Origin of the sequence: Haloarchaeobius sp. FL176 (assembly GCF_024609245.1) — an archaeon.
In the GTDB taxonomy this organism is placed as follows: Archaea; Halobacteriota; Halobacteria; order Halobacteriales; family Natrialbaceae; genus Haloarchaeobius.
Genome location: NZ_JANJYH010000009.1, coordinates 12326 through 32720 on the forward strand (window position 1 = coordinate 12326; position 20395 = coordinate 32720).

General features: G+C 64.3%; 20 protein-coding genes and 1 pseudogene. 12 read left to right on the plus strand and 9 right to left on the minus strand.

Annotation, left to right across the window (positions count from 1 at the left end; translation table 11 throughout):
• Positions 1-4: 4 nt before the first annotated feature.
• Genes NO978_RS15105 through NO978_RS15115 form a run of 3 tightly spaced genes read left to right on the plus strand, consistent with a single transcriptional unit; the run spans position 5 to position 1687 of the window.
• Positions 5-874, plus strand: coding sequence for an FAD:protein FMN transferase (locus NO978_RS15105; RefSeq protein ID WP_257300424.1), 870 nt, complete (start codon positions 5-7; stop codon positions 872-874).
• Entirely contained in the window at positions 858-1145 is a 288-nt protein-coding gene (locus tag NO978_RS15110) for a thrombospondin type 3 repeat-containing protein (RefSeq protein WP_257300425.1), read from the plus strand. The genes NO978_RS15105 and NO978_RS15110 overlap by 17 nt, the downstream gene beginning before the upstream one ends.
• Complete coding sequence (locus NO978_RS15115; protein ID WP_257300426.1) at positions 1145-1687, plus strand: hypothetical protein; 543 nt, start codon at positions 1145-1147, stop codon at positions 1685-1687. Before NO978_RS15110 ends, NO978_RS15115 begins: the two co-directional genes overlap by 1 nt.
• Here the strand turns inward: NO978_RS15115 and NO978_RS15120 are convergent.
• Both NO978_RS15120 and NO978_RS15125 read right to left on the minus strand, forming a co-directional pair.
• Positions 1684-2205, minus strand: coding sequence for a metalloregulator ArsR/SmtB family transcription factor (locus NO978_RS15120; protein WP_257300427.1), 522 nt, complete (start codon positions 2203-2205; stop codon positions 1684-1686). The two genes, NO978_RS15115 and NO978_RS15120, sit on opposite strands and share 4 nt — an antisense overlap.
• A 3-nt stretch (positions 2206-2208) precedes the next feature.
• Positions 2209-2496: a hypothetical protein gene (locus NO978_RS15125; RefSeq protein WP_257300428.1), complete on the minus strand. Its 288-nt coding sequence runs from the start codon at positions 2494-2496 to the stop codon at positions 2209-2211.
• Between the two features lie 730 nt (positions 2497-3226).
• Between NO978_RS15125 and NO978_RS15130 the strand changes: the two genes are divergently transcribed.
• From NO978_RS15130 to NO978_RS15150, 5 genes are all read left to right on the plus strand, one after another.
• Positions 3227-4135 carry a hypothetical protein gene (locus tag NO978_RS15130; protein WP_257300429.1) on the plus strand — a complete coding sequence of 303 codons (909 nt, stop codon included), beginning with the start codon at positions 3227-3229 and terminating at the stop codon, positions 4133-4135.
• 395 nt (positions 4136-4530) lie between these two features.
• Positions 4531-5664, plus strand: coding sequence for an extracellular solute-binding protein (locus tag NO978_RS15135; protein ID WP_257300430.1), 1134 nt, complete (start codon positions 4531-4533; stop codon positions 5662-5664).
• A 5-nt stretch (positions 5665-5669) separates the two neighbouring features.
• The gene (locus NO978_RS15140; protein WP_369684151.1) at positions 5670-6605 is read left to right on the plus strand and encodes an ABC transporter permease; all 936 of its coding nucleotides are present in this window, start codon (positions 5670-5672) and stop codon (positions 6603-6605) included.
• The gene (locus NO978_RS15145) at positions 6602-7468 is read left to right on the plus strand and encodes an ABC transporter permease subunit (protein WP_257300432.1); all 867 of its coding nucleotides are present in this window, start codon (positions 6602-6604) and stop codon (positions 7466-7468) included. Before NO978_RS15140 ends, NO978_RS15145 begins: the two co-directional genes overlap by 4 nt.
• A 3-nt stretch (positions 7469-7471) precedes the next feature.
• The gene (locus NO978_RS15150) at positions 7472-8212 is read left to right on the plus strand and encodes an ABC transporter ATP-binding protein (RefSeq protein ID WP_257300433.1); all 741 of its coding nucleotides are present in this window, start codon (positions 7472-7474) and stop codon (positions 8210-8212) included.
• A gap of 169 nt (positions 8213-8381) precedes the next feature.
• Here the strand turns inward: NO978_RS15150 and NO978_RS15155 are convergent.
• From NO978_RS15155 to cobN, 5 genes and pseudogenes are all read right to left on the minus strand, one after another.
• A pseudogene (locus tag NO978_RS15155) lies at positions 8382-8690 on the minus strand (nucleotidyltransferase domain-containing protein); the annotation flags it as partial.
• 154 nt (positions 8691-8844) lie between these two features.
• Positions 8845-9633, minus strand: a complete 789-nt coding sequence (locus tag NO978_RS15160) for a CbiX/SirB N-terminal domain-containing protein (RefSeq protein ID WP_257300434.1) — start codon at positions 9631-9633, stop codon at positions 8845-8847.
• A 205-nt stretch (positions 9634-9838) separates the two neighbouring features.
• Positions 9839-10603, minus strand: coding sequence for a cobalt-precorrin-7 (C(5))-methyltransferase (locus NO978_RS15165; RefSeq protein WP_257300435.1), 765 nt, complete (start codon positions 10601-10603; stop codon positions 9839-9841).
• Complete coding sequence (locus NO978_RS15170) at positions 10600-11331, minus strand: precorrin-8X methylmutase (protein ID WP_257300436.1); 732 nt, start codon at positions 11329-11331, stop codon at positions 10600-10602. The genes NO978_RS15165 and NO978_RS15170 overlap by 4 nt, the downstream gene beginning before the upstream one ends.
• Positions 11321-15202, minus strand: a complete 3882-nt coding sequence (gene cobN, locus NO978_RS15175; protein WP_257300437.1) for a cobaltochelatase subunit CobN — start codon at positions 15200-15202, stop codon at positions 11321-11323. The genes NO978_RS15170 and cobN overlap by 11 nt, the downstream gene beginning before the upstream one ends.
• Before the next feature lie 34 nt (positions 15203-15236).
• Between cobN and NO978_RS15180 the strand changes: the two genes are divergently transcribed.
• From NO978_RS15180 to NO978_RS15195, 4 genes are read left to right on the plus strand one after another with little or no spacing between them, the layout of a single operon-like run.
• Complete coding sequence (locus tag NO978_RS15180; protein ID WP_257300438.1) at positions 15237-17378, plus strand: ATP-binding protein; 2142 nt, start codon at positions 15237-15239, stop codon at positions 17376-17378.
• Between the two features lie 58 nt (positions 17379-17436).
• Positions 17437-17625, plus strand: coding sequence for a CbtB domain-containing protein (locus NO978_RS15185; protein WP_257300439.1), 189 nt, complete (start codon positions 17437-17439; stop codon positions 17623-17625).
• A 2-nt stretch (positions 17626-17627) separates the two neighbouring features.
• On the plus strand, positions 17628-18416 hold the full coding sequence (locus NO978_RS15190; RefSeq protein ID WP_257300440.1) for a CbtA family protein: 789 nt from the start codon (positions 17628-17630) through the stop codon (positions 18414-18416).
• Positions 18416-18745: a ferredoxin gene (locus NO978_RS15195; RefSeq protein WP_257300441.1), complete on the plus strand. Its 330-nt coding sequence runs from the start codon at positions 18416-18418 to the stop codon at positions 18743-18745. The genes NO978_RS15190 and NO978_RS15195 overlap by 1 nt, the downstream gene beginning before the upstream one ends.
• A gap of 48 nt (positions 18746-18793) precedes the next feature.
• Here the strand turns inward: NO978_RS15195 and NO978_RS15200 are convergent, their stop codons facing one another.
• On the minus strand, positions 18794-20026 hold the full coding sequence (locus NO978_RS15200; protein ID WP_257300442.1) for a PQQ-binding-like beta-propeller repeat protein: 1233 nt from the start codon (positions 20024-20026) through the stop codon (positions 18794-18796).
• The gene (locus NO978_RS15205; protein WP_257300443.1) at positions 20019-20390 is read right to left on the minus strand and encodes a DUF3209 family protein; all 372 of its coding nucleotides are present in this window, start codon (positions 20388-20390) and stop codon (positions 20019-20021) included. The genes NO978_RS15200 and NO978_RS15205 overlap by 8 nt, the downstream gene beginning before the upstream one ends.
• Positions 20391-20395: the final 5 nt, after the last annotated feature.

The window sequence follows — 20395 nt, forward strand, 5'->3', positions numbered from 1 at the left end:
CGAGATGATGGAGTCGCTCGCATCGCTCACCGAACGGGTCGGAGACAGTCGCTGCGAGTTCGACTGCTGTGATACGACGTTTCGAGTCCAGGCGACAGGCATCCGTGCTGAGACTGCGGTGACTGTGGCACGAGACACGGCCGAGTCACTCGAAGCGCAGCTGAACGCCTTCGACGAAGGGAGTGCCGTCAGCAATCTCAACCGCGAAGGTGAGGTCGCGAACGAGCATATCGCCCGTATCGTCCGCCGTGGACTCGAATACGATGATCGGACCGGGGGAGTGTTCGATATCTATCAGGGTCGACTCGAACAGGAACTCAAAACGTTCCTGCGTGGAGACAGTGCAACACCACCCACAGAGTTCGATACCGGCACTGTCCGCGTCAGCGGGTCTCGGGTCACTACCGATGTCGAACTCGACCTCAATGGTCTCGCGAAGGGGTACATCGTGGACCGCGCTAGCGAGGCACTCCCGGGTCTTGGTCGACGTGGATTCGTCAGTGGCGGTGGAGATATGTCCCCGCCGACGGGTCCGGTCGGCATCGAGAGCCCGTACGGCGGCGACACACCGCTGAAGGTTCTGGACACGGAGTGGCACGTCGCGACGTCCGGTGGATACCGACGCTCGCGGGACGGCACGGACCACATATACGACTCGACCAGCGAGTCGGTCGGCTCGCGTCACGAATCCGTTACCGTCGTCGCGCGTCGCGACTGTATGGAAGCGGATGCCCTGGCGACGACGCTCGCCGCACTCCCCCTCGACGAAGCACGTGCATTAGCAGCGGAGTGGGATGGACTAGAGGCACTGATCATTCACGACGGTGTCTTCCACACGACAGAGAGGTTCGATACACATGTCTTGGACACATAAGCAGCGAATCACCATCGTCGCAATCGTCGTTCTGGTCGTGACCGTTCCAGTCCTGTGGCAGATTGACGGCGTCCGTGCCACTCAGGCGACTGAAAAGGCACAGAGCGACCTCGTCGATCAGACCGTTTCGGAGCGACAGGCACCGGCAGATTACGACGGAGATGGCATCGACGACTCCGCCGACAGGTGTCCGACGCGGCCCGAGTCGGTGAACGGGTTTCAAGACACGGACGGCTGTCCCGATGTCGTCGAGACGACGGGGGCGTCGTAATGTCACAACTCGTCTGGCTCCTCGACCGCGGTGCTGCACTCGTCACATATCCGTTGCTGTATCTGGCCGTCCTCACGGGCATCTTCTACAACACGGAGTCGTTCGGTGTGCTCCACGAGGCCGCTCAACGCATACACATCGAACTATCCGTGTTCGCGATGATCGTCACGTTGCTACACGCGGGCCTGGGCGTCCTCGACGCGTGGTTCGTCGTCACCGGACAGGTTCCTGCACCAGCATACTCGATGCCCTACTTCCTCGGCGGGGTCACCGTCGGCGCGGGCGCGCTGTTACTGCTCGCCGTCGCGGTGCTCGGGTTTACTGACCCGAAACGCTTCCAACGACCGTGGGGGCCGCGTGTCGTGCACTCGTTCGCCTACGCCGGGTTCGCCTTCGGGACGATTCACGCGGCAGCGATCGGGACTGACCTGACGGGGCTCGTCCGTCCCCTGCTGGGGCCCTCGCTCGCGTTTCTCGTGTACGTGCTCCTGTTACGTCTGCTGGTGCTTCGCGGGACACCGTCGAAAACGACCCCGAGTTAGTAGCTGTCCCAGAGGCCCAGAAGCCGGTCGACGACTTTGTCGGTGAACGAGCGCCGATGAACCGTATACAGGTACTTGACGCGGTCGGGATCGCTGACCTCGTAGGCGACACTCCTGCCGTCACGCTCTTTCGTGACGAGGCCCGCCTCGGCAAGCTTCGACAGATGCCACGAGACGGTCGATTGCGTCTTATCGAGGCGGTCGCTGAGCTCGGTTGTCGAGAGCGGGCCGTCCGTGAGAAGGTGTGCGAGGATGCGGCGACTATACTCCCGTCGCAACGCGTTCATCACTGCTTTATCGCCCTCGTCGAACTCGGTGGCGGGGTAGTACCGCGTGTACTTGCCGTCGTCCGAGACATCGATCAGGCCCTCGTCGGCGAGCCACCGGAGTTGGTACTGGAGGGTCCCCTGCGCGTATTCGAGGTCGTCGAGGAGCGCGCGAAAGTGAACGCCCGGCGTGTCGGCTATGCGCTGGTAGATAGCCCGTCGAGAGTCCAGTTCGAGGTCCGGCTCCGACATTGCTCAATCCCGTGTAAGAGCGACGAAGAAGGTCAGGAGGCCACCCAGAATCAGGATCGCGCTCGCGTGTTCGAGCAACTCGAGCGTCGCGTACGGGATATACGGGCGCAGCGGGTACTCGAGAAACACGATGAGTCCGTAGACGGCGAACATCGCGTACCCGAGTGTGACGATTCGCATCCGACTGTCACGTTCTCGCCGCCACGCAAGGACACTGAGGATGCTAAGCCCCCCAGCGAGGATGAAGATACCGAGACTGACGTACTGTTCGATGAGTTGAGCGAGTGTCATGCGTTACTGTCTGTGCACACGGTCGGTGCGACGTGCTCGGCGGTCGCTGCATCTCAACCGATGATAGTGTCGGGGAAAACGATTGGCGTTCAACCGTCGAATCCAATCGAACGGATTTCCTTGGGCCGCTCTGAAACCCTCTCGGGCGACACCGTCGAGGACACCCCCGACGGGATTGGCGGATTCTCGACAGGCACCCGTGTTCCCAACGGTGGTACGTTCAATGCGCACCCCAGTTCCCATCAGGACGTGATTCGAGACCGTACACATCGAGAGAGCCCGTCCCATCTATCGAAGAGCACTGTTTCGTCAAATCTCGACGAGAGACACAGTCGGCCCAGATCCGAGTAAAGTAGCGGGTCGAGATATCAGGCGGAAGGCCGAGACAGTAACCGACCACTCCAGAACATGTGCACCCTTCCCTCCGCCGATGACTCCCCTGTAGTCCGGCAAGAAGGGGATGTACGGGTTCTCGGCGTCGATGCTAAACAGACGATCGGGGCTTTGGTGGCGATTTCTTCTGACACAGCTCGTGAAACCCTTTCTTACGTGTTTGATTGACCATCACCGTCGTCCGAATTCGCAGTGGCACTTGATGTGTCGGTACAGAACATCTGTCACCATCTTCGAAAACTCGACAACGTGGACGCAATAGGAGTCGTTGACTCGTGACACGTCCACACAGAGAATGAATATAACTGTGGGGTGGTAATATCAAATCACGGTAGTTATGGGAATCGACTTCTCGTCGCCGGGCCGGACGAGCGCCCGAACGACGCTACGCGTGGACCCACCGGTCTCGACTGCCGCGTTCGTCGACCGAGTCCGGAGTCTGGGTCCCGTCGATGACATCGAGAACTGCTACGACACCGACCTCTCGGGTGCGACGTTCGCCGAGAGAGCGGCACCCGGGGGAGTAGAGGACCGCTTCGACGATACCGTCGAGCGGATGGCTGTCGCGTCTTTCTCGTTCAGTACCGACAGGCAGGTCTCGTACATGGAACTCGGCGATCCGACGGTGCGCGAGCGAATCGAGACCGACGAGCGAACGGTCACCATCGTCTACCACGAGGACGGCTACGCGTTCGTCAGCGGGCCCGGGGGACGAACGGCGACGGAGGGTGAGACGGTCGCCAGGCGCCTATTCGGCACTGAAGACATCGAGTCGGTCGACGTCGACGAACCGTTCCTGCGCTGGCTGGTCTGGCGAGCGCACTCCGGAGATGAACTGGCGTCAGGGTTCGACATCTGCCGCGTGACGGGGGCTCGGGTCGTCGGGGGCGGTCCGCCAGAGGAGTTCCAGTTGACCGGTGCGGAACCACTGGGGAGCGAGCAGCCACGGCGCTTCCTCGAACGCGTGCGCGACGGCCACCGGATCGACAGGGTCGACGGTGACTTCCGACTCGAAGGGGTCGACCTTCACGGGTACGTCTCGTCCTACGCGGGTCTCGGGGCGAGTCTTCAGGATTCGGAGCACTCGGAGACGGGGGGGACCGAAGTGCTCCTCGGGGTGCTGTTCTGTCTGCGCGTCGTCGAACTGTTCGAACGGCGCTCGGCGCTGGAGGAACCGGCACGGACGCTCCCGTCGGCATTCGAGGACGCTCTGGAGGCTGCCCTCGCGGATACGGGAGATGGATGACTGGTCAGCACGGAGTCGGGCCGGAAGTGGAGCTCCGTATCGCGTGTGGCCCACAGACGATGGGGAAGACGGCCACTGATTCCTCGGGGTCGAACGCCAGCTGGACGGTGCCCGGGAGGGTCGCATCGCGTTCGGGATCGTAGGCGCATCGGCGTCGGGGTCGGCGTCGTGCGTGCTCACAATCGTGCCTGGCTCGTAGCGCTTGAACCGCAAGTCCACGGACATCTCGTCGGGCCCACAGAGTACGCGGGTACCCTCGGTGTTCTCGGCGGCGGCTCACAGCACCGTCACCTCGGCCACGTCTAGTGTTGTCACAGTAATCGTCCAGAGGGGGCTAAAGCTGGACATACGAGTCATAGCAACGCATTTTCAAATGGGAACAGACACGTCAGTTGATGTCACTCAGTCGACGGTCGTACCTCGGTGTATCGTCCGCAGCCCTGCTCGGCGGACTCGGTGGGTGTCTCTCCGGTGGTTCGGATGAGTCGAACAGTTCTGGGGCCTCGCAGAGTTACACGGTCGGGCACGGTGACTTCGAGACTGACGTCAGTACCTCCGCGTTCCCGGATATGCTCTACTTCTACTGCGTCCAGTCGGGATGGATGAACTGGCCGACAGTCATGGAGCACTTCGAGGAGAACTACGACGTTGCAGTCCACGATGACGATCGCTCGTCAGGGGAGGCGCTCCAGCACATGCGCTCACGCCCGGGCGACATGACGCACTCGGGCTACAACGGTGGCTACACGTACGGCATCGTCGCCAAGAACGACGGATTCACGCAGGCGTACAAGCCCAAAGGGTGGGACAAGGTTCCGGACTCCCTGAAGACGGACGACGGTCACGTCACCGCCACCCGGCGCGTGACGACCGCCGTAACCTATCGGAAAGACATCTACGAGGAGCGTGGCCTCGAGGAGCCCACGACGTGGGCGGACCTCCTCCAACCCGAGATCATGCAGGACCTCGCACTCCAGACGCCACAGGCCGCAGTCGGTCTCGCCGCCGCGCTCTCGATCAACAACGCCCGCGGCGGCTCGATGGACGACCTGCAGCCCGTCATCGACTACTACCAGCAGATTCAGAAGGGCGGTGCCGAGTTCACCGACAACTTCCTGGCACAGTTCTCCAGTGGTGAGTACTCCACGTTCATCCGGTACGATTACTCCGGACTCGACCTCAAGTACAACAACGACGAGATCCCCGAGGAAAACGTCGGTGTGGCGGTGCTCGCTGGCGAGAACGGGAATCCGGGAGCGTTGAACATGCCCTACGGCTACGCACTTCTCGAAGGTGCGCCGAACCCGGAGGCCGGCAAGCTGTTCATGGACTACGTGCTCTCGCTGGAGGGACAACAGCACTTCCTCGACGCGTACGTCCGGCCGATCAGATCCTCGGAGATGGAGCTGCCGGACGAGTTCATCGACAGTTCGGAGTACGAGCGAACCGAGTTCCAGGTCGACTACGACCAGCTGGTCGAGCAGCAGGACTCGATTATCCAGGAGATCACCCGCGGCGCAAACATCTGAAGCCGATGCTCGGCGAATATACGGATCGCCCGGGACCACGGCTCCGAGCCAGCGCCGTTCGGGTGGTTGCGGTTTTCGGGTCTGTCCTCAATCCTGTCACCGAGCGTGACCGGCGACGTCGACGGGTCGTCGCGCTGTGTGCACCTTTCGCCATTCTGGTGGCTATCGCGGGTGCCTACCCGCTCCTCGAAGTCGTTCGTATCAGCGTCTCAGCGGAACAGTACCGCTCCGTCGGCTTCTCGCTGGCGGCTTACGAGACCCTCTTTACGGACCCGTACTACCGAGAGGTGGCGTTCAATTCCCTCTGGCTCGCCGGCGGGACGGCGCTCGCGTCGGTCGGCGTCGCGGTCCCCGTCGCACACGCGCTCGAAAAGTACGACCTTCCCGGGGAGGACGTTCTCGTCACGCTCGTCTCCTTCCCGATCAGTCTGCCGGGGATCGTCGCGGCGTTCATGATCCTCGTATTGCTCGGGAACAACGGGCTGGTGACCAACCTCTTTGCCATGCTCACCGGCCGTGCGGCGACCGACCTGGCCATCGCGGTGAGCGCTTCTGGACTGTTCGTCGCTTTCTGTTACTCGATGATCCCTCGGGCGACACTCATCCTGCGTGGCACGTATTCGGAAGTCGACCACGCCGCCGAGGAGGCAGCCCAGTCACTCGGCGCGACGCCGTGGCAGACGTTCCGGCACGTGACGTTCCCGCAGATACGACCAGGGATCACCGGTGCGCTCATTCTCACCTTCCGGACCGGCCTGGCGATCTTCGGCACGCTCATCGTCATCCAGACGGTCCTGGTCTGGACACTCCAGATCTCACGGGAGCTCGCGACCGGCTACAACATCCAGGTGGCTGGCGCGATGGCGACGGTGTACTTCCTGTTCACCTTCGCATTCACTGCTTTCGGCCTGCGGTACACCGATGCGGAGGTGGGACTGTGACCGTCGCGCCGTCACGACGGTTCGGCCGGGAGCTGGTGACGGTGATACTGTTTCTCACTGTCGCCTTCCTGATCGCCCCCGTCCTGCTCACGTTCGTCGGCTCGTTCGCCGGTGAGTGGAGTGGCGTGTTCCCCTCGGAGTTTGTCACCCTTCGGAACTGGCGTGAGGTGCTCGGGCTGGCAGAGACGATCGGTTCCCAGCGGAGTATGGGCTGGGACTCGCTCCTGTCGGTTGGGGGGTACACGCTCGCCGTTCCATCTGAGTTGCTCTTCAGCATCGGCCTCGCACTCGGTGGCGTGTTCATCAACCTCGTCGTCGGTGTGCCCATCGCGTATGCAGTCGCCCGCTACGACTTCCGGTGGGACGAGTGGGTGAGCGCGATCTCCGTCTTGCCGCTCGTTCCCGGCGTCATCCTCGGCGTTGCGTTCCTGCGCGCGTATCCGGATCTCTCCGGGACGAGCTTCGGGCTGATCGTCGGGTACTCGCTGTTGAAGGCACCGTTCATGGTGATGGCGGTCCGAAGCGAGTTCGAGTCGATGCCGCTCCAGCGGCTGGAGGAGTCGGCCCGCTCGCTGGGCGCATCGTGGCCGCGAACGTTCTTCACCGTCATCGTCCCGAACGCGCGGTCGGGAATCGTCTCCGGCGCGATCATCTGCTGGACGCTCGCCGCCGCCGAGTTCAACTTCTCCTACATCGTGTGGGCGAAGGGAACCCAGCCGCTTGCACTGTTCCTCCAACGCCACATCTCGAACAGTTCGTTCACCAGGGCTGCCGCCGCGGTGTCGATGTTCTTCTGCATCATCGTCGCCGTCACCGTCCTGCTGCAGCAGGTCGGTTCGCGTGGCTTCGACCCCAGAGGATAACCAATGGCACGAATCACTCTCGACTCGGTCCGGAAACGATACGGCGAAACGATGGCCGTCGACGGCGTCTCACTCACCGTCGACGACGGCGAGATAGTCGGCATGCTCGGCCCCTCGGGCTGTGGGAAGACGACCACCCTGCGCACTGTCGCGGGGTTCGAAACCCCGACGGCTGGGACGGTCAGCTTCGACGAACGGGACGTCACGCACGTCCCGCCGGAGAACCGAAACGTCGGGCTGGTGTTCCAGGAGTACGCCCTCTTCGACAACATGACCGTCCGGGGGAACGTCGCCTTCGGACTCAAGATGCGCGGGGTCGGGAAATCGGAGCGCCGTGCGCGCGCCGACGAACTGCTCGACATGCTCGGCATCGGGGAGATGGCCGACAGAGACCCGACGACGCTCTCGGGGGGCCAGCAGCAGCGGGTCGGCCTCGCGCGGGCACTCGCTATCGAGCCGAGCGTACTCCTCCTCGACGAGCCGATGACGGGTCTGGACGCGAAGCTCAAGGCTCGACTCCGCGACGAAGTCGGCGACCTCCTCACCGAGCTGGACGTGACTGGTCTCTACGTCACCCACGACCAGGAGGAGGCGATGCTGATGTGTGACCGAATCGCGGTCATGAACGAAGGGCGAATCGAACAGGTGGGAACGCCACGTGAGGTGTACGAATCACCCGCCACGGAGTTCGTTTCGGAGTTCGTCGCGCTTGACGCACCGGACTTACCCTTCGTCCGCTGGTGAGCAAAGCGGGTTCACCGACTGTTTCGGACAGGGAGATAGCGAGTACTGGCCGATGGGTTTCGATTCGGGCCCTGCTCAGTACGTCCGGCTATCGAGCCCGGATTCGATCTGGGTCGGTCGACGGTCGAACGCTGCCTGGGCGTCGACGATGAGCTGCTCGATTTCCGTACTACTCACCGCTCATCACCGTCTTTCGGAGCGACTGGAGTTCGTCAGTTCCGTACACAGTGATGCCTTCCGAGAAGATTCCGTCGAGCTTCGAGTCAGCGCGCTGCGCGCTCTGGAGCGATTCGACGAAGGGCTCGAACTCGAACCGGTCGCCGTCGAAGCGTTCCTCGCGCAGGTCGGCCACCACGTCAGTGACGATTCGGCGGGCAGCCGTTCGGTTGCCGTCGACGAGGACGAAGAGGTCGATGTCACTCCGTCTGTCCGCCTCGCCGCGTGCAACGCTCCCGAAGACGACGATTCCGAGGAGTTCGCGAGCACAGTTGATGACCGTGTTCGAAGATTGCGAGAGCTGTACTGTGCGCGTGAACCCTCACCTCAGGGTCTGTCTGCTGCGCTGATTCCATCGATACGGGCCGTATCGGTGGTGCTCGACGAGAACGATTCTCCGTGTGAGACCCGAATCGTTACCGCTGGACCCCTTCTCCGTCGGTGGCGACCGGGCGTCGCGTCCGGGCCAACCGGGCTTCGAACGGAGCTGCTGACGCGCCGCGGTCGTCAGCGAGCACGCGCTGCTTTTCGACCTCTGCGTGAACGGCATCCGTTATCCGTGGATGTGAACCAAGCGGGTCGGCATACTCGATGCCACCCCGGGCGAGTTCGAGCTGGTCGGGAATCCTGCTCTCGGTCGCCTCGGTCCGTGTCAGAAAGAGTGGGACAGCGACCGACTGGTTCTTGCTGGCGTTGTACCGGACGCATTCGACCGTGGGATTCTGGAGGAGATAGCAGGAAAGCACCTCCCCGTATTCGGACTGTTCTCGCAGTCGGGCTGCGTGGTAGTCGGTCGTTTGGCTGTGGTACGGTTTCGCGCTGCTCCCGAATCCGACGAGAATGAGAGAGACATCGTCGGATGCGGGAAGCAGGCGTGCTGCTTTCTCTTCTATCACCTCGGTGACGGCTGGGCTCTGCCCGAGTGGTTCGCAGTAGTGGACGTCCCCGGAGATGTAGGAGAGCGCGGCGGGGACACCGTCGATCGTCTCGTGGCTATGTGCGGTACACATGGGGACCGCATACACTGTATCCGCAGAAATCCGCTCGAACTCGGCTTTGAGCTCACGGATGGGTTCACTCTCGTACGTCGCTATCTCGACATCGTCGACGACGGAACGACGGCTGAGACGGCTGGCGTGTGCTTCGAGCACTTCGGGGGCGTTTCTCGTATCACGGCCGATGAGCAGGATTGATTCGGTTGTCATGGCTCGTCCACTTGCACAATCAAAATTGTGCTAACCCAATTAGGGTTGTCTTAGGCGTCGAGGCGGACTATGAAATAAGTTTTGGTGCGCCCGGACTCGGTCAGCAAGATAGTAGCGATAGCGACACGAGATGGGCGTCGCAGCTCGTCGATAGTGGTGGGCGGGATACGAACGAAGATTCGGAACGGGGCCGAATCAGTCGGGGCTAGCTGGACCGAACGGCCAATATCGAAAGATCGGAGAACGGTGAGGTCTCTCCCTCCGACTCCTTCGCGAGTGTCTGGAGCCTCCCCAGCGTCGTCGTCGTCACTTCTTCGTCGTCGTGTGTCAGACGCTCTAGGACGAGAGCTCCGAGCGAGGGGGATGCACCCGCATCGAGTAACTCGGCGGCGACGTCCTCCGGCATCCAGTCGTAGGGACGCGGGAGCACGAGCAGGTGTCGGTCACCCACCTCGTCGCGAAGTCGACGGAGCCCGGGCGTGATGTCCCCACTCCTGTGGAGCGTCACGAAGACCGTCTCCTCCATCGGTGTTCGTGCCCTGCTGGCGGCCACCTGCAGGGACGAGATTCCAGGGATGACCCGGACGGGCGGTTCGACGGCGGCCTGCACTTTCCCGACGAACTGATAGCCCGAGTGGTTCGGATCACCCATCAGGACGGCCGTGCCGGTCTCCCCGTCGGCAACGCGGTCAGCGAAGGTTGCGAGCGTCTCGCCCTCGTCACGATACCCACACGCGAGTACATCCGCATTCGTCTTCTCGCGGACGAACTCGACGACGGTTTCGAAGCCCACGAGGACGTCGGCATCGCGGATCGCGCGCTCGCCGCGAGGTGTCAGATACTCCAGGTTCCCCGGACCGATACCGACTGCGTACACTGGGTTCTCCGCAGCTACGGACTCGGTTTCCGGGGCTGATGCCGCCAGTGCCGCTGGATCGGGCCCGGCGTTCAGGTCGTACGTGTCGCTCACGGGAGCTCGACCTCTCCACTCCGGACGTCGCTCGCCACGTGGACGAGTTCGTTCGTCAGGCCGGCCGCCAACCCACTTCCACCGCGCCGGCCGACGTTCGTGATTGCAGGGACGTCGTACGCACCCGCGGCCTCCCGCAGCCGCGTCCGGCCCTCGGCAGCTTTGACGAAGCCGACCGGGGTGGCAACCACGACGGCCGGGCGCGTGCCGTCTTCGATACAGTCCGCGAGGGCAAGCGCCGCAGTGGGGGCGTTCCCGATAACGGCGATGGCGTCGTCGTAAACCCCCTCTCTGTCGAGTTCGAGTACGGACGCCGCCGTCCGCGTCATGCCGGTCCGTTTCGCGAGGTCGGCACCGTTCCCGATCGCCTTCCGAACGCGGCAGTCGTGACCCCGACCAGTGATACCGGCCTTAACCATCGTGATGTCGGTAACGATCGGCTGCTCGTCGAGGACCGCCCGTGTGCCGGCGACGACCGGTTCGTCAGCGGTCTCACCGGTGAACCGCACGAGGTGCTGGAATTCGGGATCGCCCGTGGCGTGGACGCTCTTCTGTCGGATGCGGTCGGCCAGCGTCTCGTCCGGGACGAGTTCGCGCACACGATCCATGCTCGTCTCCGCGATATCCATCGCGTTCTCGGTGGTGGCCCCGAGGTCAGCGTACTTCTCGAAGTCACTGGCGTCTCCGACCTCGCTGCCGCCGTCTGTCTGGCTGTCGTCAGTCGTCATCACTGGACACCTCCGATGGGTTCGCGCTCCCGGCACGCGCTTCGATGTCACCGTCAACTCGAAGATTGATGTCCCGGAGCTGGTCGGCGGTCTCGTCGTCGGCGTCCCACAGTCCGCGGTCGATCGCCTCCAGGAGCGTGTCACTGATACTCTCCAGCGCCCACGGGTTCACGTCGCGCATCCACTCCTGTCGGTCTTCGTCGAACGCGTACTTCTCGGCAACGTCGGTCCAGAGCGCGTCACTGACGACACCTGTGGTCGCGTCCCAGCCGAGGACGACGTCAACGGTACTCGACAGGTCGCCGGCACCCTTGTAGTCGTGTTCCTCCATGCTGTCGAGCCAGTCGGGATTGAGCACGCGGGCGCGCATCGCCTTGCGGACCTTCTCCTCGTTGGTGTACACCGAGACGTTGTCGGGGTCGCTGGAGTCGCCGACGTAGGAGGCCGGCTCCTCCCCCGCGATTTCCGAAACGGCGGTGATGAACCCGCCGTGGAACGCGTACCAGTCGGAGCTGTCGAACTCGTCCTGTTCGGCGGTGTCCTCGATCTTGACCGTGGCGTCGACGCTTCCGAGGCGTCGCTCGAAGGACTCGTGCGCCTCCGTGACGCGGCCCCGCTTCCCCATGGCGTATCCACCCCACTGCACGTACACTTCGGCGAGGTCGGACCGGTCGTCCCAGTTCCCCTCGTCGACTGCCTTGTTCGTGCCCGCACCGTACCCGCCGGGTCGGGTCGTGAACACCCGATGTCTGGCGGCCGCTTCCGGGTCCTCGACGCCCTGCTCGTCGAGCCGCTCGGCTTCCGTCTCGACGTGTTTCTTGACGTAGTTCATCTCGTGCGGTTCGTCGAGGTCGACGACGGCGTCGACAGCGTCGTGAACGACGCCCGCGGCCTGCGGGAAGGCGTCGCGGAACAGCCCCGAGACGCGAGTGGTAACGTCGATTCGGGGACGGTCGAGCTCGTCCAGGGGAATCGGCGTGACGTCGTCGATACGTCCGGCGTCGGTCCACTCGGGCTCGACGCCCATCAGCGCGAGCACCTGAGCGATGGTCTCGCCCCGGGTTCGAACGGTCGGCGTCCCCCACGCGACGACCCCGACCTCCTCGGGATACTCGCCGTCCGCTTCGTGGTGGCGCGCGACGACTCCGTCCGCAACCTCCCTCCCGACACGCCACGCGCTCTTCGCGGGGACCTTTCGCGGGTCCAGCGTGTAGAAGTTCCGTGCTGTCGGCAACAGGTCGACCCCGCCCCGCGTCGGCGCACCGCTCCCGCCGGGGGGGACGTACTTGCCGGCCAGGGCGTCTGCCGTTCTCGGGACCTCGTCCTCCGCACCTCGGACGCGAGGAGCAACCTCCTCACAGATGAACGCCAGCGCCTCCCGCAGGTCGTCGTGTGCGCCGGACCGCACACGTGCGTCCCCGAGCGGGTCGATGTCAACCACGAGAAGGTTCATGTTGACCTCGTCTCCTGGTCTCGCTTCCACCTCCGACGCCGGGATGTCGAAGTCGTGGTCCGCCAGCGTCTTCACGAGTTCGCAACTCGTCTCGTACACTTCGTCGGCAGCCTCGGAGAGTGTCATGCCCAGTTCGTCCTCGTACACCCCCGGTTCGTCGAGCATCCGCTGGTAGTCGATACCGAGCACACCGGCCACGCTCTCCCGGAGACTCGGCCCGCCCGGGTTCTCCAGGCGCGTGAGTGCGACGAGGTACTCGACGAGGCGGTCCGCCTCTGGCGGCTCGCTCATCGTGTGGAGCCCCATCCGGATCTGGGTCGTCTTCACGTCCGTGAGGTACTCGTGGATGCGTTCGACGAGTTCGTCGACGTCGACCCCATCACCGTCGACGCTCCCCTCGGCGAGCGTCGTCCCGGCTTCCGCTGGACCGCGGACCTCGGCGCGTTCCTCGATGTCGCCTTCGATGCCGAGTTCGACCGCGAGGTCGAGTGAATCGACCGTCTCCCGGAGGAGCCGTTCGAGGTGTTCGCCGTCGTCGGTGCGGGCGTCTTCCATCCCGGCTTCGCGATACTGGTCGGCGAGCTCTTCCAGTTCGGCCAGTTCGTCGTAGGTTCCGGCGTTGCGCATCACTGGCGTCAGGTAGTCGACGATGGCCGCGTACGAGCGCCGTTTCGCCTGGGTCCCCTCGCCCGGGTTGTTGATGATGTACGGGTAGACGTTCGGGATATCGTCGACGAGCTGGTCCGGAGCGCTCTCGCCGTTCAGTCCGACCGTCTTGCCGGGAAGCCACTCCAGGCTCCCGTGCGTGCCGAGGTGGACGACCGCGTCGGCCTCGAACGCGTTCCGGAGCCAGCCGTAGAACGCCACGTAGTCGTGGGGGGGCTGGAGGTCGGAGTCGTGATAGACCTTCGCGGGGTCCATCCCGAACCCACGCGGTGGTTGGACGGTGACGAGGACGTTCCCGAACTCGACACCCGGGATAGCGAACGGACGGTCGGGCACTTCGCCCCACTCGTCCACGATGTTCGACTGGAAGCGTTCGTCCGTGGCTGCGAACCACTCGCGGTACTGCTCTGCGGGGACGACGTCGACGCTCAGGTCGCGCACGTCCGCCGGGGCGACCCAGCGGTCGTCGAGGGTCAGCTGCGCGGTCAACTGATCTATCAGGGCCTGACCGTTCGTTGGTGTCCGTCCGCCGAGGTCGTAGCCCCGTTCGAGTAGTTCCTGGAGAAGGTTGACCGTACTCTCGGGACTGTCGAGCCCGAAGGCAGTCCCGATGCCATCGTCGCTCGGCGGGTAGTTGTGCAGGACGACCGCGACGTTCTTCTCTTCGTTCGAGCTATGCCGAAGAGTCGCCCAGTTGACCGCGAGCCGTGCGGCGTGGTCCACCCGGTCGTCGATGGGGAAGTGCTGTTTCGGTGCGCTTCCGATACCCGCCTCGTCGTCGGTCCGTTCCTTGCCGCTGATCGGATGCGTGATGACGTTGCCGTCGAACTCCGGGAGAGCCACCGACAGCGCGAGTTCGAACCCCATGACGCCCGTGTCGCTCTTCTCGTACCGTGCGCGGGACCGCATCGTCGTCACGGTCTGGATGACGGGCACGCCGAGTCGGTCGAGGAAGACCTCCGCCGCGCCATCCCCTTCGTCGTCGGCCGCCCGGCCTCGCTCCTCCATCGACAGGGAGAACATGAACGACGAGAGCACGGCGTCGACGAGGGGCTCTCCGTCGTCCAGGAGCCACGCTTCAGTCACGCGTTCAGCGTCCCACTGTTCGTCGCTGTCGGTCGCGGGATTACAGAAGATCGGGAGTGCATCCGCACCCTGGGCCTCGACGGCGCGTACCTGCCCGTCGACGTACCGCGTGTTCTCGTGGGTCCAGTGGGATTCGTAGAACCAGATGGCGACGGTCGGGGTGTCTGGATCGAACGTACCGACCAGCTCCTCGTAGGATGCCCCCGGATGGTCCGGATGGTAGACACCCTCCGTCGGAAGCGACACGGGGTCGTCGAAGTCACACTCGGCGGTCCCGTACTCGTCGACCAGGAACCGAACGCAGTTCGCGACGTTGCTGGTCCCCCCTCGCTCCAGATATTCGTAGACTCGGTCGCGGTCTGTCGCAGTGACGGACGTGTCCTCGAGTGCGTAGGCGTCACCGGTCGATTTGACGACCAGCGGGACGCCAGCCTCCTCCAGCCGACTGACGGCGTGGTCGTATCCTGGCATACTCTCCTCGGCGCCGTGCAGCCAGAAGATCGCCGCCGCCGCATCATCGAGTTCGTCGAGGAACGCGTCGACGTCTGTTTGATCGTCGAGGTCGCTCTCCGAGCGAACGACCAGGTCGACGTCGGTTCGCCCCGCCGCCTGCTGGACAGCTCCGAGTTCGTTCTCGGTCGCGGTGTATAGGCCGATTTTTGGCATAACGTTGTTAAACCTCTATTGCTCTAATACAAGCATGGTTGATTGCGGCGGAGGGAAAAAAGCTTCGCACGGTCGGGGGGCCTCGCTGTCCTTCTCGGAGATTATCGGTCAGGCGGAACTCAAGAGCGCTTTACTGGCCATCGCAGCCAACGACGACCTGGACGGCCTCCTCGTACAGGGCGAGAAAGGAACGGCGAAGTCCACGGCGGTGCGGGCGGTAACTGACCTTCTCCCCACACAGGATGCAATCGAGGACTGTCCGTACGGCTGCCCGCCGGATGCGCCAGCGTATCAGTGTGAGGACTGTCGTGAGCGGGCCGACCCGCCGACGACCGAACGGTCGGTTCCGCTCGTGACGCTCCCGCTGGGGGCGACCCGCGAACGGGTCGTCGGGACACTCTCCGTGGCGGACGCACTCGGCGGCGAATACGAGTTCGACCCCGGACTGCTCGCGCGGGCGAACCGCGGTATCCTCTACGTCGACGAGGTGAATCTCCTCGACGACCACCTCGTCGACGTGTTACTCGATGCGGCGGCGGGCGGGGTCAACAGAATCGAACGTGACGGCATGAGTGTCTCTCATCCTGCTCGGTTCACGCTCGTGGGAACGATGAATCCCGAAGAGGGAGATCTCAGACCGCAGCTTCGCGACCGTTTCGCGCTCCAGGCGACGGTCACCGCCTGTGAAGACGTGGAGCAACGAGTCGGTATCATCGACCGAGCGATCGGACGAACAGCTGGCGACGGAGCGATCCAATCGAGCAGTGACCGTCAAGAGAACGGGGACTACCGGGACCAGCTCTGGCGAGCCCGCAGGCTGCTCCCCGAGGTCGAGCTATCGACACAGTTCGCCCGAGACGTCGCGGAGCTCTGTCGTGACGCTGGTGTCGACGGCCACCGCGGAGACATCGCGACAGCACGCGCCGCCAGGACGTTCGCCGCTCTCGACGGACGCACGAAGGTCATCGAAGCCGACGTGCAGCGGGCGGCAGAACTCGCGCTCCCCCACCGGCTTCGATCACGGCCGTTCGAGGACGCACCCGACCCTGGTGAACTCATCGACGACCACTTCGACGGTGAGGGAAACGACGAGGGGGAAGAGGACCGAAACGACCGCTCCGACTCTGAGACCGCTGATGCGGACGAGGATCCTTCGGATGCAGAGGACGATACTGGAGACGCCGAGCAGAGCGAGGCGTCGGACCCGACCGATTCCGGGGCGTCCGAAGAAAACGGCAGGTCCGACGGGGACGCACCCGGCACGTCGTCCCCGGAACCGGATGATGGGGCAGGGTCCGACGATGGCGAGGCAGCGGCGACCGACGAGAGCAACGAGCCGGACGAACCCGGCGACGTGACGGGGGGGAGACCGCTCGTCCCCGGTGAATCACGTGCTGATATCGGGGCCGGTCGTGCTCCCGAACTGACCGCGCCCGAAGCCGTCGAGGACGGGAGAGCAGGTAGCGGATCCCGGTCGCGGACGCAGCCACACGTAGATACCGAGGGGGCACGGGTACGGAGTCAGCGGGCGGACTCGAACCGGCGGATAGACGTCGCGGCGTCAGTTCGAGCGGCGTCCGCCCGCGGTGCTTCGTCCGTCGAGTCTCGCGACCTCCGTCAATCTGTCCGCCAGAGCGAGTCCTCCGCGCTGGTGGTGTTCGTCGTGGACGCGAGCGCGTCGATGCAGTCGGCGATGCGTGCGGCGAAGGGAACCGTCCTGGAACTCCTGAAGGACGCGTATCGAGAGCGCGACGAGGTCGCTTTCGTCGCATTCGCCGGCGAGGAAGCGGACGTGCTCCTCCCGCCGACAGACAGCGTCACCCTCGCTGCCCGCCATCTCAAGGACCTGCCGACCGGCGACCGGACGCCACTCCCGTCAGGTCTCCGAACGGCTGGCGACGTGCTCGACAGGGCCGACCCAGACGCGAGCGTCGTCGTGCTGGTCACTGATGGCCGGGCGAACGTCGCAGTGGAGAGCCCCGTTCGCGAGACGCGTGAAGCCGCGAGACGGCTGGGCGAACTCGATCCGCACGTGGTCGTCGTCGACGCCAGTGACGGTGATCGAACCGGTGTAACGGGGCTGGTGGTCGACGAAACGGACGGTGAGTGCGTCCCCCTCGCCGCGCTGTCAGCCGAACGAGTCGAGGCGGCCGTCGCCGCCGCGCACGAAGGTTAGGTTTCGCTCGTCCGGAAGTTTTACAATTTAGCTTGATATTGTGCAACTGTGGTTTAGAATGGCGGCTGCCAACAACACCGTTCACGATAGAGTCGAACAGGCACGCGTGGAACTAACGCCGACGCAGCTGGCTGCCGGACTCGCTCTCGTCGCGGCACTCGGATTCGCCCTCCTGTTCGTGCAGGAGCCGACGCTGCACGATGCGATGCACAACTTCCGGCACACCGCGGGAATCACCTGCCACTGACCATGTTCGCTGCCTATCTGAAGCGAGGAGTGAAAGCGGGGGTGGTCGCTGGCCTGGTGTTCGGGCTCCTCATGGCACTCGTCGCGAATCCGCTCGTCGCGTTCACCGACGAACTCGGACACGGAGATGCTCACGCTGCCGGTGACGAACACGCGACTGAGGAACACCACGAGGCAAGCAGTGGAGCAGCGCACGACAGTGCCGTTTCGACGACGGTGACAAACGGCGTGAGTATCGTCTCCGGTGTTCTGTGGGGCGTTCTCCTCGGCGGAGCCGTGTTCGGCGCTGCCTACTACTTCCTCGAACCCGCGATTCCGGGAACCGGCGGGACGAAGAGCTATCTCCTGGCCGTCGCCGGTTTCATCACTGTTTCCGGGGCGCCGTGGCTCGTGCTCCCGCCACAGCCGCCCGGAGTCGAACAGTCGCTCCCGACGGAGACGCGCATCCTACTCTACGGGGGGATGATGGTGGCCGGTGCGCTCGTCTGTTCGCTCGGAGGGGCCGTCTACGGTCGACTCCGAGACACCCACGGACGAACGACAGCGACCATCGCCGCGATGCTGCCTCTCGGTCTGCTCGCGATTCCGGCCGTTCTCTCGCCGGTGAACGCCGTGGAGAGCTCCCTTCCATCCGAGTTGGCGGTCGGACTGACGGGTATGATCGTATTCGGCCAGGCGTTACTCTGGCTGCTCCTCGCAGGCACTCACGCCCGACTTCGCCGCCGGTCGGTGGACACGGGGCCTGCTGATATCGCACCCTCGGCCACCGACGGAACCCTCACCGCAGACTGATGCGACCGCGAACAGAGGACGTCCTCGAGAACGGGTTCTCCGACCATGTCTTGGTCTGTACGAACGCGCGGGACTCCGAGTACGCCTGCTGCGCGGAGGCGTCCGGCGACGAGGTGTACGCAGCGGTGCAGTCGTGGCTGCGTGACCGGGGCGTCTTCTGGTCACGGGTCCACGTCGCGGAGACGAGCTGTCTCGGACTGTGTAGCGCCGAGGGGACCGCGATCGCCATCCAGCCCCGCAATCGGTGGTACTCCGACGTGCTCCCGGAAGACGTGCCGGAACTGCTCGAAGACGAATTCGGTGCCGACGCGTCGCGATTAGGCGAGTAACGCCGAGCGGAACCTCTCCGCTAGCAAGTGACCTCCTTCTATCCGGGTCTAGCGGTGGCCTGCACCCAGTAGTAACCGATAAGCTCCCCGTCGCTCGCCCTCGTCGTGATAAACCACCGGCTCCTCCACGGCGACGAACGATTCAGCGTCCAGTGCGACCGCCGTGACGATGCCTTCGGTTTCCAGGGTCGCTCCGGGGCCAGTCCCCGTCCCGAACACTCGCAGCCCGTGGACTTCTGCATCCCGCGTGCGAAAATGCTGCGCCCCGGGAACAGCCACACGGTCGCCTTCGACACCGAGTTCACTCGCGAAACCGCCGACCGAAGCCGTCCAGACGCACTCGCCGTCCGGCGCGTACCCGAGGGCGGTGTGCTCACGGGGATGCAGCGACGTCGTCTCGCGGCCAGCCGTCGAATACGTGTTCCCCGTGACGAAGACCGCACCGTTCGCCGTCGCGTGCACGTGGTTCGGATAGGCGTACACCGTTTCGTCGTCGACAACCGCTGGTGTCCCAAGGTCGACGCACCACTGTTCGGCGCCCCCATCGCGGAGGCGGTAGCCACAGTAGTCGCCGTGGCTGGCGACGACGACGCCGTCTTCGACGAGCGAGACGTCACCCACGCGGCGCTGGCCGTCGGTACCGGGGTCCCACTGGTATCGCACGGCACCCGTTTCAGGGTCGAGGACGACCACCCCGTGCTGGTGGGTGCCGGGACAGCGATTGTACGCGACGGCCAGGCGGTGACCTTCGACGTCGAGACCGATCGGAGAGGCGTCGGTATCGTGCGTCCAGACGATATCGCCCGTCTCATCGAGCGCGTAGACGACACTGGTGAACGACCGGGACTCACCGTCGCGCTCGTAGCGGCGGGCCGCGACGTACAACCGATCCCCGTCTGTCTCGATAGCTGCGACGAACGGGAGGAAGAATCGAGACGATCTCTGCGGGGCTCCGAGGTCGGTCGCCGTGGCGTACTGCCACCGGAGCTCGCCGGTCTTTCCGTCGTAGAACCTGATCGTTCCATCCGAGCTGCGCTCGCCGACCGCGACGCCGTCGACGAACGGCTCCGCCGCAACGACGGACGTCATCTCGGTCTCCGTCTCCGCGCGCCAGCGTTCGTCGAGGGTCGTTCGGTCGTGAGCGACCACGTCCCCGGTGGCCGTTCCAGTGACCACTAGCTCCTCGGACAACGTGACCGCCGACCGCTTGCCTGCATGCCGAGAGCGAGCGGGCGGTACCTCGCCGAGCCCGACAGCCCGCTGTTGCAGGGGTTTACCCATCGGCGGGGAAGGTCTCGTGGAGAACGTCGTGTGCCTCACCCAGCCCGCCGAGGACGCTCTCGCCCTGGTCTGTCAGTCGATGGACGGCTCGCTCCGCGTCGCGGACGGCCACCAGTCGGCCACGCATGTAGTCGTACTCCGGGTCGTCTGAACCGGTGGCGGCGATCTCCTCCTCGAGGTCGACGAGCGCCGCGTCGAGGTGGCGCTCGATCTCCGAAAGGGTCTCCGCGTTTGCCAGGGCCTCGATGGGGCCATCCAGCTGACCGTCAAGTTCGGTCTCTGCGTGTTCACGTGCGCTCCGGTCTTCGGTCCCGAGCACGTTCATCAGTCCGAGTCGCAGGGCTTCGATTTCGTAGCAGCTCATGATTG